The 11,725-nt window shown below is 67.4% G+C and carries 11 protein-coding genes; 3 read left to right on the plus strand and 8 right to left on the minus strand.

Translation table 11 applies throughout. From position 1 onward, the window contains the following. Nucleotides 1–442: 442 nt before the first annotated feature. The 4 genes from A5698_RS13890 to A5698_RS13905 are packed head-to-tail and all read right to left on the minus strand — an operon-like array spanning nucleotide 443 to nucleotide 4,067. Nucleotides 443–1,708 (minus strand): WS/DGAT/MGAT family O-acyltransferase, encoded by a 1,266-nt coding sequence (locus A5698_RS13890; RefSeq protein WP_068297674.1) that lies wholly within the window; start codon nucleotides 1,706–1,708, stop codon nucleotides 443–445. 10 nt (nucleotides 1,709–1,718) lie between these two features. Next, a complete protein-coding gene (locus tag A5698_RS13895; RefSeq protein WP_068297676.1) occupies nucleotides 1,719–2,627 on the minus strand; it encodes an alpha/beta fold hydrolase in 909 nt (302 codons plus the stop codon). Nucleotides 2,628–2,634: 7 nt separating this feature from the next. Beyond that, nucleotides 2,635–3,393, minus strand: a complete 759-nt coding sequence (locus A5698_RS13900) for an Rv1363c family protein (RefSeq protein ID WP_084792435.1) — start codon at nucleotides 3,391–3,393, stop codon at nucleotides 2,635–2,637. After that, nucleotides 3,390–4,067, minus strand: a complete 678-nt coding sequence (locus A5698_RS13905; protein WP_068297678.1) for an Rv1363c family protein — start codon at nucleotides 4,065–4,067, stop codon at nucleotides 3,390–3,392. The genes A5698_RS13900 and A5698_RS13905 overlap by 4 nt, the downstream gene beginning before the upstream one ends. Nucleotides 4,068–4,222: 155 nt before the next feature. Here A5698_RS13905 and A5698_RS13910 point away from each other — a divergent pair, with 155 nt between their 5' ends. Beyond that, on the plus strand, nucleotides 4,223–4,699 hold the full coding sequence (locus tag A5698_RS13910; protein ID WP_068297680.1) for a Zn-ribbon domain-containing OB-fold protein: 477 nt from the start codon (nucleotides 4,223–4,225) through the stop codon (nucleotides 4,697–4,699). A gap of 83 nt (nucleotides 4,700–4,782) precedes the next feature. Further along, a complete protein-coding gene (locus tag A5698_RS13915; RefSeq protein WP_068297682.1) occupies nucleotides 4,783–5,559 on the plus strand; it encodes an enoyl-CoA hydratase/isomerase family protein in 777 nt (258 codons plus the stop codon). 145 nt (nucleotides 5,560–5,704) lie between these two features. Here A5698_RS13915 and A5698_RS13920 read toward each other — a convergent pair whose 3' ends face one another. The 4 genes from A5698_RS13920 to A5698_RS13935 all read right to left on the minus strand — a co-directional run bounded on the left by A5698_RS13920 (nucleotide 5,705) and on the right by A5698_RS13935 (nucleotide 10,743). Next, entirely contained in the window at nucleotides 5,705–6,934 is a 1,230-nt protein-coding gene (locus A5698_RS13920; protein WP_068297685.1) for a CaiB/BaiF CoA transferase family protein, read from the minus strand. 138 nt (nucleotides 6,935–7,072) lie between these two features. Beyond that, nucleotides 7,073–8,362 carry an FAS1-like dehydratase domain-containing protein gene (locus A5698_RS13925; RefSeq protein WP_068297691.1) on the minus strand — a complete coding sequence of 430 codons (1,290 nt, stop codon included), beginning with the start codon at nucleotides 8,360–8,362 and terminating at the stop codon, nucleotides 7,073–7,075. Nucleotides 8,363–8,378: 16 nt separating this feature from the next. Further along, complete coding sequence (locus A5698_RS13930; protein WP_068297694.1) at nucleotides 8,379–9,230, minus strand: mycofactocin-coupled SDR family oxidoreductase; 852 nt, start codon at nucleotides 9,228–9,230, stop codon at nucleotides 8,379–8,381. A 13-nt stretch (nucleotides 9,231–9,243) separates the two neighbouring features. Further along, nucleotides 9,244–10,743 carry a class I adenylate-forming enzyme family protein gene (locus A5698_RS13935; protein WP_068297704.1) on the minus strand — a complete coding sequence of 500 codons (1,500 nt, stop codon included), beginning with the start codon at nucleotides 10,741–10,743 and terminating at the stop codon, nucleotides 9,244–9,246. Between the two features lie 83 nt (nucleotides 10,744–10,826). Between A5698_RS13935 and A5698_RS13940 the strand changes: the two genes are divergently transcribed. Continuing rightward, on the plus strand, nucleotides 10,827–11,725 hold an 899-nt coding region (locus A5698_RS13940), incomplete at its 3' end, for an acyl-CoA dehydrogenase family protein (protein WP_068297697.1).

Here is an 11,725-nt window from a genome sequence, read left to right on the forward strand (position 1 = left end):
CACCCGCAGGATCAGCACGCCGATGTCGTAAGCAGTCATGCAACAAAATCTAGGCCATGTGTTAAGCCCTTGCCCAGCCCCCTCGCAAGAACGCGGTGGCCCTGCACGCCCGAACTCGGCGTCGCCCGGCGGGTTAGGGGCTCCGGCGGGCACCGACCCTGGCTACTGGGCAAGGGCCTGCTCCGCGCCCCGCTGCTTGCGAGCACCGTCGCTCGGACCGCTCGAATACAACCGGTAATCCATCCCCGGCAACGCCGGTATTGAACCGCGCTACCACCCCGCAGTCATCGACCACCACCCCGACGACCCGTCCGAGCAGGTGCGCACCCTGAAAAATGTCGCGCCGCAAACAGAACCGCACCCAAGCCATCATCGACGAACGCCCTCACGACCGGCCGATCGTCGCCGCACAACTCGCCCAACGCAACAATCCCCCAGCTATCTAAGGGCGCGGGGCCCTCAACGCCGCTGCCAATCTCTCGATGTAAGAGTCGATGTCGCCGATCGCCGACTCGGCCGCATGCACGCTGACGGCAATGGTGTCTCCTATGCCGTGTACGCCGTGCGTCACGCCCATCATCGGAGACAACTCCGGGAATCCAGCGGTGATTACGACGGGCGAATTGCCGAAGCGTAGGTCGGCGGGCCCGCGGTTCACGCTGGAGACGACGGTGTTCCCCGTGACGGTCGGAGAGCGCAGTGTCGGGTCGAATTTCCCTACGCCATAACGCAGTAACCAGGCAGGCACCGCGGCGGACGCTCGGTTGGCCGGAGCCATCGCCGGATGGGCGGCCCTGCGTCGGCGTTGCTTGAGGTCCTCGGCGATGCGCAAGGTTCGCGCATCGAAGGCCAGATCCGGATACAGGCCGACACCCACGTTGCCGAAGTGGTTGTGGGCGAGCCGGTCTCCCGCTTTCGCCATAGGCACTTCGGCACCCAGCAGCGACGGGTCGTCACCGAACTCGCGCAGGTGTCCGGCCAACGCCTCGGATATCGCGGCCAGTACACCGACCGTCACCGTCGACCCGAGCATCTCTGCGCGCCGCATCACCACCGTCCGAATACTGCGTAAGCCTTCCGGTCGCGCATTGCTCCGCAACGCCGGACGCGGATCGACAGGCGGCGGAACCGATCCATTCGAGGTATCGCGTACGAGCCTGCGGTGAGCCCGTGCCGCCGCATGCCCGCGCCATAGCAACCTCAATCCCGGAAACAGCTCTGGGGCCGGAACATTGGACACGATCGCTCGTCGCCCGAACAACCACGCCGCCAACGCCGATGACCGCACCCCGTCTGCGAGCGCGTGCGCCACCTGCACCACCGCAACCGTGCCCAGTCCCGCTCCCGGAACGTTCTCGACAGCCGGGAAGATGTGGATCCGCCACGCCATGATCCGTAGATCGACTTGGTCCGAACTCAACAAACCCGCCACGATCGCCAGACACTCCGCCCAACTGTTCCCCGCGGCGTGCATCACGAACTGGTTCGGCGACACGTCCGCGGTCACCCACTGCGGATACGTCAGCGGGTTGCCGTCACGCACCCGCAGGCGCAACTCGGTGCAACCGCGCGCCCGATCTCCGAGTCGCGCCACCGCCGCATCGAGGTCCACGGCCCCCGCGAAACCGTAGAGCAGAAACTGATCGCTGGGGATCTTCGCCGACATCCAGTATGTCTGCGCATCCACCGCAGCCAGTCGCCGCCTCATGTCCTCCAGGCTAAGCGCGCACCGCGCCGATGAAGTCGACGATGTGCCTCGCGACGGCCTCGGGCTGTTCCAGCTGCAGGAAGTGACCGGCCCGCTCGACGGTGGCGATCTCACTCCCCTCGGGCAGAACCCGCTGCACCCATCGAGCGTAATCGGCTGAGGCGCAACCATCGTCGGTGCCGTGCAAGTACAGCGTCGGCAGCTGCGGCGCCGACAGCCAGTGCCGGTGCAGTTCGGCGTACTGCGCGGGTGGCTTGCTGTTGCGCACGGTGGCCCGGTAGTAGCCGAGAGCGGCGCGCCAATTCTCGGGCGCGCCGATCGCGTCGAGGACGTGGGCGACGTCCTGGGTGGCGTCGTAACCCGGCGACCACTGGCGCCACAAGCGGGGCACCACCCACGACGCGGATCGCTCAGGGAGGCCGGGCAATTGGAAGTACATGATGTACCAGCTGCGGAGCAACTGGCGCGGCAACTGCGCGGCGAGCCGGCCCGCGTCCGGCGTCCGGCCAAGGGGTCGGAACGCGGCGGCAAGCGGCACCGACATGATGACAGCCTTCGAGAAGGGACTGTCCGGCATTGCGGCGAGCCCGGCCCCTGCGATCGCTCCCCAGTCATGGCCGACGAACACGTCGCGCCCCGTCGGCCCGGCCGCGTCGAGTACCCGCAGCGCATCGTCCATCAGCGCGCCGACGTGGTAGCTGCCGTCGGATGCCGTCGACGACGGTGCATAGCCTCGCATGAACGGCGCCACCACCCGCCATCCCGCATCGACCAGCAACGGTGCGATGTTGCGCCACCCGTGCGCAGTGTCGGGAAAACCGTGCAGGCACAAGGCGATCGGAGCACCGACGGTGCCCCAACTGAGCGCGCGCAGCCGCACTCCCGGCGCATCGACGTCGATGAGTTCGGGGTCGGCCACTACGCTCCTACACCGGGTCGAACTTCGAGATGAGCCAGCGACCGTCGATCTTCTCCAACGTCACCCGCACACTCGAGGCGGTATCCGTCGGAGCGTCCTGCCCCATGACCACGGTCTGGTTGACGAACACCAACACCACGGCCTCGTCGGGGCCGGCCGACACGGAGGCGGCCGCCGGCACGGAGGCCACCGCGGAGATCTGCTTCTGCTGTGCGCCGGGGATCACCACGTCGTTGATGAGCCCGGTGTAGGACTCCTGGAACTCGCCGGTCAGCAGGGAACGTGCGTCGTTGAGCTGCTGTTCGACGGTGTCCGGCTTGTACGACAGCATCGCCACGGTGCTGTCCTTGGCAACCTGGACCGACTCGGCGCGCGCCGCGTCCGCGTTGCGCACGGAGTTGTCGACCCACTTCAGGTAGCCCGCTGCACCCGCCAGCAGCAGGGCGAGGGCGGGCAGCACACCGAAGGCGAAGACGCGGGCCCAGTTGATGCCTCGCCCGCCGGTGGACTCGGTGGTCTCGACGGACTCCGAGGCCTCCGCTGTCTCGGTTGTTGGGGTCGCTTCCGAAGCCGCCGCTGATTCGGTGGTCTCCGCGGGCTTGGTCGTCTCCGTCGACTCGGGTGTCTCCGCCGGGGCGGCCGTCGTCGTCTCGGCCGTCGATTCCGTCAACTCGACCGCCTCGGATGCCGGCGTCGTACCCTTCTCGGCGGACTCGTCGGTGGCGTCGTCTCGTTTGCGCCGCGGAAGTCGATGTCTATTGCTCACGGTACGAACTCCACATTCGAGATCTTGGCCTCGTCCTCGCCGGTTTTCTGCACCGAGATCCTCATCCGCCAGGACCGCGGCGCCTGCTCGGGTGCCCCCGCATTCGTGGTGTTGACGGTCACGGCAACCAGCACCTTGGCCTCGTCGTCGTTCAATGACTCGATTCCCGCCTCCGAAATCGTGCCCTCCGACTTCGACTGCGCCTGCTTGACGACCTCGATGAACGGTTGCGCGCGGGCCTGGAAGTCGTCGTAGAACGTCCCGGTCGACGAGTCCAGGACACGTTGCACATCCTGCTCGGCGTGCTCGTGGCTGATCGTCGTGAGGTTCAGCGCGCCCTGCCGCCCGACCTGCAGAAAGAGGTTGCGCAGATCGTCGGCTTGCCGCGACTCGTACGCCCGGTACCCGAGCCACCCGGTCAGCGCCGCAAGAGCCACCACGACCACGAGCCCGACGATCGTCGCCAGCCGCACGTGCGACATGCGTGGCTTGACCGGCGTCGCCTCGTCAGGGTCGTCTGCCTCATCTGCCTCGAGGTCATAGTCTTGGGCCTCACCGGCGTCTTCAGTCGTGCCCGCGGTCAAGGCGGTGGACTCACCACCTTCGGCCGCGGCGTCGAAGTCGGGTGTCGATTCGCTCACGTCCCCTTCGCTGGGAGTGGTCTCGTCTGCCATCTACATTTCCTCTGCGGCCCTGGGGCCAGGTCGGGGTCGGATACCCAGGTCGGCTCCAACCTACGTGCCCGACACCTTATCGTCGGACACTGCCCGCGGGACGGAACCACCGTTAGTTGAGTCCTAAAAACGATAAATAGTTTACTGTTTGTGCCATGCCGACCGATGCTCCCTACCGCAGACCCGACTTTCGGCTGGTACCCGCACCCGCCGCCGAGTCGCAAGCGTTCTGGACCGGCGGCAAGCGCGGGCAACTACTGATCTCCCGCTGCCAAAAGTGCCACCACTTCTTTCACCCGCCGGGGCCGGCGTGCTGGCGCTGCCGCAGCACCGACGTCGATCCGGAACCGACCTCCGGCCTGGCCACCGTTGCCGCCTATACGGTCAATCGCCAGCCCTGGATCCCCGGCTTCGAACCGCCGTACATCGTCGCGATGGTCGAACTCGACGACGAACCCGACGTCCGCCTCATGACCAACGTCGTCGACATCAGCGCCGACGATATACATGTCGGCCTGCCCGTCGAGGTGTTCTTCGAGGAATGGGCGGGCACCTCGGGCGACGACGACAGCCGCGTCTGGCTGCCGCTGTTCCGGCCGAGAACCGATACCTCGGCACAGCGGACCACTTGACTCCTCGCGCCGGGCATACCTATCGTGATCCGTCCACATAGTTAACCTAGTTACTGCGGTGCTGGGCTGGGGAGGAGTAGGCGATGACGGAGTTCGGAACGATCGAGTTCACAGCCGCCAATCACGTCGCGACCGTGACATTGAATCGGCCGAACCAATTGAACAGCTTCAACCAGACTATGGCCAAGGAGATCGCGGCGGCCTGGAAGCGGGTGCGCGAGGACGACGACATCCGAATTGCCGTCCTGCAGGCGAACGGCGAGCGCGCGTTCTGCACCGGCATCGACGTCTCGGCGGGCCGCTGGTGGGCCGACGAACCGGTCTTCAACCAGGAGGACCCCGGCGCCTCCCTCGGGCCCAAAACACACCGCGTCTGGAAACCGGTCATCGCGGCGTTGCACGGCATGGTCGCCGGCGGCGCAATGTATTTCGTCAACGAATGTGACTTCGCCATCTGCTCGGAGGGGGCTACCTTCTTCGACCCGCACCTTAACGGGGGGGTGGTCTCGGCGCTCGAGCCGATGGGCATGCTGTCGCTGGGTGTACCGTTCGGCGATGTGATGCGCTGGGCGCTGTCTGGCAGCGAGGAGCGCATCACCGCCGCCACCGCCCTTCGCCTGGGACTTGTCACCGAGGTAGTGCCCGACGACCAGCTGCGCGAACGCGCCGCCGAGATCGCGGCCGAGATCGCCGCGCGCAGACCGCAAGCCGTGCAGGGGACCGTGCGTGCGCTGTGGGAGGCCAGGGACCTGCCCCCCACGCAGCGTCAACGACACGGGTTGTCGTATACGCACATTGGCAACGACTACGAGAACCCCATCGACTCCCGCGCGAACAAGCGCAAGCCCCGGTTCCGCTGACACCGCGAAGAATTCGACCGTGCCACTGCTTGATTCTCGTTCACGGCGGAGCAGACGCAGCCGACTGCCGGGACCAGTCCGACGCGGACTTGCGCAACCAGGCACCAGACTCTGCTCTGCCGCGGCCGGCGGTACCAGCAGCCAATCAGGTGATGGCGCCGTCGTATTTCAAATGAAGTAGACCGGCGTCGTCGACACCCAGCTCCCGCAACACCTCGTCTGTGTGCTCGGCGAACATCGGCGCCCGGGTCAAATCGGCTGCGGCACCGTCGAACTGAGCAGGGCTGGCGACCAGCTTCTGCCGGCAGCCCCGTGCGTCGACGATGTCGGCGATCCGGCCGTTGGCGAGCAGCGCCTCGTCATTGGCGACGTCCCACGCATCCTGCACCAGCGCCCATTGCCCGCCGGACTGGTCGAGCAACCGCTTGCACTCAGCGAAGGTCCGCGATTCGATCGCGGTGGCCACCAGTCGCACTGCCTCGTCGGCGTTGGCCGCCAGCGCCTCCACCGACTCGAATCTCGGATTCGTTGCTGCCGATGCCAGTCCAAAGAGCCGGCAGAACTCCGGCCAGTAGCGGGTCGGCTGCAGCATCGACAGCTGGACGAACCGGCCGTCGGCACACCGGTACACACCGGTCAACGGATTGCCGGTGGCCTGCGTTCGGCCGTGCACTTTCGGCGGCGGACATCCGTTGAGCATCGCCAGGTTGACGTCGAACTGCATCGCCCACGCCCCGACCGCGAGCAGGGAGACGTCGACGATCGAGGGTTCGCCGGTCATCTGCCTGCCCAACAGCGCCGCCGCCACCGCGCCGGCGATGGCGATGCCGCCGATGTTGTCGCCATACGCGCCCGCCGGCATGTATGCCGGAATGTCGGTGTCGTCGGCGGCGATGCCGTCCGCGCTTCCGCCGCGCGCCCAGAACGCCGTCGCGTCGTACGCGCCAGTGTCGCGGTCCGCGCCGCGCCCGCCGTATCCGCTGCCGCCCACGAAGATGATGTCGGGATTGATACGCCGGATGTCCTCGACTTCGATGCGCAGCTTCGCCCTGGTCTGCGGCAGGTAACTGGTAAGGAACACGTCGGCGCGCCGGACCAGTTCTTCGAACACCGGCCGCGACTGCGCCAGCGCCAGCGACAACCCCACGCTGCGCTTGCCGCGGTTGGGCCCCTCGATGATCGGGGCGAACGGTTCGTCGGGTTTGGCGGCCTGTCGGCCGAGCACGGTCACCAGACCACGCTGAGCATCGCCGGTGACCGGGTTTTCGATCTTGATGACGTCGGCGCCCCAGTCCGCGAGCACGGCGCCGGCAGACGGCACGAACGTGTACTGCGCGACCTCGAGAACCCGCACTCCGTTCATCGGCTTCTTCATCGCGACCTCCTAATCACCGTCGGCTTGCTTCGTTCCGAGAACACCGTCTTGGCCTCCCGGAAGTCCTTGATGTCGAGGAGCTCTCGCCGTCGTTATTCCCTCGATGGTCTGCGCAGCCCTCATAAGCTCCAGTTCAGTTCACTCTCCGTGGATGCGGCGCATCTCCTCGCCGACGCGGCCCGCCTTGCGCGACGCCACCTGCGCGCCGCGCCGCCTCAGGTCGTCGTCGGGAACCGGGAGCACGACGGCTCCGGTGTCGCGCGATGGCAGCAGCACCTTGGCGCTACCCCGGGTCGTGGTCTCGTCGCGCTGGTTGGTGGCCGCGACGTCGATCGACACCACCTCGCCCGGTCCGTCTCCCTTGGCGCTCACCGACCCGGTGCAGCGGTGGATGTCACCGTGATAGTTGAACCCGCGCATCCGCAGATCCATCTCGAACAGCCAGCCGTCGTCGCCGATCCAGTTGGTCAGCAGGTGACTCACCCACGCCGCGCGCATCTGCCCGTAGTCATAGGGCGCCGGGATACCCAGCGCCTTGGCGCGTTCGGGGTCCCAGTGCAACCGCTGCACGATGTCGGGCACCCCGTACTCGTCGGGGGTGTAGAACGCCGGCATGCGTTTGCGCAACTGGTGGGCGTACTTGAGCGGCCCGACGCCGTAACCGCCCCAACCCCAGCCCATGTGCATGCTGATGATGTCGACGACGGTCAGCGGGCCCTTCATGATCGGCGGCAGTTCCTCGCCAACGGTGACGTCCTCCCACCACCGTGGATCGGCACCGCGCCGCACCTCGGCCTCGTACGCCTGCTCGACCTCCTCGAGTTCCTCGGGAGTCCAGCGCTGGCGCTCGATTCCGGCCAGCTTGCCCGACTTCTTCGAGCCGTGGCGTTCGGCGTTGATGTAGGCCTCGTCGCGGGTGGCGATCGGGTGTCCGTCGACGTCGACGTACAGGTAGCGGTAGGTCTCCTTGACCGAGCGGCCACCGGAGAACTGGCTCTCCTTGACCTCGACGTCTTTGGTGTAGACCTCCATCAGCACGGGTCGCCCGGCGTAGATCGGTTGGTACCAGGTCCATTTCACGCCGGCGTAGTACTTGCCGGTGCCCCGGAACAGTCCGCGGAACAGCTTCTTGCGCTCCGGGTCGGTGAACTTCGGCGTCTGGTCCAGGCCGGTGGCGATCGGAAAAGTCGGCGAAGCGATCTGACCGTGCCAGCGGGTGCCGGCACCGTACTGCGGATCGTGGAACAGTGGGTTGTCGTCACCGCACCCCCACGCGAAGTGGGAGATGGCGTCGGCGTTGGGCAGCTTGTTCCACGGCTCGTCGCGCTGGTGGACCGCGATGCCGATCTGCGCCCGGGCCCGCTCGATGTCCTCGTCGGTGATGCGGCCCTCGATGACGGCGTTCTCGTCCTGCTGCGTGGTTGTCATTCGGTTCTCCTATCTCCTAGAACTTGAGGATCGCGCCGGCGTCGACGCGGAACTGCTGTCCGGTGACGAAGCGGGATTCGTCGGAAGCCAGGTAGCAGACGAGCGCGGAGATGTCGGCGGGTTCGACGTACGGGGTGGGCATCGCCTGCATGGCGGGGAACGCCAGCATCGCGTCGTCGCGCGTGGGTGCGTCGAGATCGGGCCGGAACTGCTTGTACATCGGCGCGCTGTTGAGCATGTCGGTGTTGACGTTGGTGGGATGAATCGCGTTGACCCGGATGGATTTCGGGGCCAACAGACCGGCGATCTGCGTGCTGTACGAGTCCACCAGCTGCTTGGCGTAGCTGTAGCCCAGGCCGCCCGGCCCCTGCGGGCCGCCGGCGCCCGCGGGCATCTTGGCGGCCAGCAGCGCGGCGATCGACCCGGTGGTGATGATCGACGCGCCTTCCTTCAGATGCGGCAGGGCGGCGTGCACGGTGTTGACGACGCCGATGAAGTCGACGTCGAACGCGTCGACGAACGCCTGGACGTCGAGATGTTCGCCGAGCGGGCAGATTCCGGCGTTGGCCACCACGACGTCGAGCCTGCCGAACTCCGCGACGGCGTTGGCGAGCTCGCGGGTGACCGCGGCCCGGTCGCGCACGTCGACCTCCGCGGTGTAGGCACGCCGGCCGGTCTTCTCCACCTCCAGACCCGCCTCCTCGAGGTCGCGCGGCGTGGCCAGCGGGTACTCGTTGGTCTCGATGTCATGACAGATGTCGAACAGGATGACGTCGGCACCCTCCTCGGCCAGCTTCACCGCGTGGCTGCGGCCCTGTCCGCGCGCACCACCTGTCACCAGAACGACCTTGTCCTGCACGCGTCCCATCGTTGTGCCCTTCCTAGTTCCGTTGTTGAAGTTCTTCGATCAGCGCGATCAGGCGCCGCCGGTCGACCTTTAGAGCGGCGCTGCGCGGCAGTTCGTCGACGACGAACACCTGCGTCGGCACCTCGTAGGGGGTGAGCGAGGCGCGGCAGTGCTCGCGGAGCGCCTCGCCGGTCACCGTCGCACCGTCCTTCACCTGCACCGCCGCGACCGGCACCTGACCGAGTCGCTGATCGGGCAGACCCGCGACCGCCGCGTCGGCGACAGCGTTGTGGCTGCGCAGGGCCTGCACCACGGTTTCGGGGGCGATCTTGAACCCGCCGCGAACGATGACGTCGTCGGCACGGCCGTCGATGTAGAGATACCCGTCGGCGTCGATGTGTGCGAGATCGCTTGTTGTTACCCACTTCTCGGCAGAGTCACCGACCTGCGCCGACGCCACCTGCAATCGTCCGGTCTGGCCCGATCCGACGACCCGGCCGTCGTCGTCGACCACCTGTAGCCGTACCCCGGGGAAGGCCCGCCCGACGCTGCCTTTCTTGTCGGCCCACGATGCGCGGAAGTCCTTGGCCGTCCAGCCGGCGACGGCGCCCGCGAACTCGGTGGCGCCGTAGGTGATCAGGATCGGGATGCCGAAGCGCTCGAGGAAGGCGTCCACCAGGTCGGGGTTGACGGGGGCGGTGCCGGCGATCATGGCCCGCAGGCTCGAGAGGTCCTCGCGCGGAATGTCGGAGTCGAGCACGGCGCGGATCGCCGGTGGCGGCAGGCCGCCGAGGATGGGCCGGTGCTCGACGATCGCGGCATGCCAACCCTCGATGCTGAACCGCTTCAGCATCACAATGGGTCGCGCCGCCAGCAGCGCGGTCAGAAGTGACCACAACCCGCCGATGTGCACGATCGGCAGGATCACCATGCCGACCGCGCCGGTCAGCGGCGGCTTGTCACGGACCTCTGGCCGGTTGTTGTGCTCCAGCGCCGCCGACAGTGAGGCTTCCATCTGCTTGCGGTGCAGCGGGATCCGCTTCGCCGGGCCGGTGGTCCCGGAGGTCAGCATCTCGATCAGCACTCCGGGGTCGCCGGGCCGGGGCTCACGCGACGCCTTGGCGTGAACCGCGACATCGTTGCCGTCGACGGCGAACACGGTCGCGCCGCTGTCGGTGGCCACCGCGCCGAACACCGTGTTCTCCAACAGTTCCCGCGGCGCGAGGACGTAGTCGGCGCCGCTGGCGCTCAGGTCGTCGCCGAGACGGTCGGCCGGCTGCAACGGGCTCAGCGTCACCAGTGTCCGCTCGGTGCGCAGCAGGGCGATCAGCGCGGCGACCGACTCCATCCGGTTCTCCAGGACGACGGCCACCCGGGCTCCGGGTCCGGCGCCGGCCACGGTCAGTTCGCGGTCGATCGTTTCGCTGAGAACACGGATGTCACCCCAACTGAACCACTGCCCGTCCTGCTGGAGCATCGGCGCCTCGTCGGGCGCATCCCACAGCCGCCCCAGCGCTTCTCGGATGCTCGTCATCGCCACCTTCTGAGTCGGGTTGACCCGTTCCGTCGAACGTAGTCCACATGGTTTACTAGGTCAACTAACTCGAGGGAGTCGACATGGACATCGGCATGACCGACGAACAAGAACAACTCGCCGACGCGGAGCGGGCGTGGCTGAACCGCCACGATCCGATCGTGAAGGTGCGACAAGCGTTGGAGCAAGCGCCGATTCGCATCGACGGCGACGCTGTCGCCCACGCCGAGGAATCGGGTCTGCTCGACCTGCTGACCACCGAGGTCGGCGGCACCCACATGGACCTGGCGGTGTGCGCCGAGGCGCACGGCTACGCAGGCAGTTCGCTGCCGATCGCGGATCTGGCGGTCGCGCGCTGGGTGCTCGAACGCGCCGGCGCCGACAGTGACGCGCTCACCGGGGTGGCCCAGGTGAAGGGAGTCACCACCCGGCCGGCGCCGATGGCCGCCGACATGGCGCAGTTCATCGTCGTGCGCGGCGAATCCGTTGCGGTCGTGGACAATCCGGTGCTCACCGAGTTGACGACGTTGGATTTGACCCGCTCGTGGGCGCGCCTGACCGTCGACGATGCCGCGCTCGAGTGGCGGCCGCTGCCCGCCGGAACATCGGAGCGCGTCCGCGCCGCGTTGGCGTTGCACCGCGGGTTCGATGCGATCGGCGCGGCGGCGCGGCTGCTGGAGATGACGGTGGAGTACGCCGGTCAGCGCGAGCAGTTCGGCGCGCCGATCGGGTCGTTCCAGGCGGTCAAGCACCACTGCGCCGACATGCTGGTCGCGCTGGAAGGGGCGCGCAGCCTCGTGGCGGCGGCGGCCGAGGGGGACGACGACCGCGCCGCGGAACTGGCCGCCGCGGACGCCTTCGACGCCGCGGTCGAAATCACCGAGGGCGCCGTGCAGGTCCACGGCGGCATCGGCTTCACCTGGGAGCATCCCGCGCATCTTCTGCTGCGCCGGGCCCGCGCCAACGCGGTGCTGGTCGAACA

The sequence above is a fragment of the Mycobacterium sp. E136 genome, assembly GCF_001666865.1.
Classification (GTDB): domain Bacteria; phylum Actinomycetota; class Actinomycetes; order Mycobacteriales; family Mycobacteriaceae; genus Mycobacterium.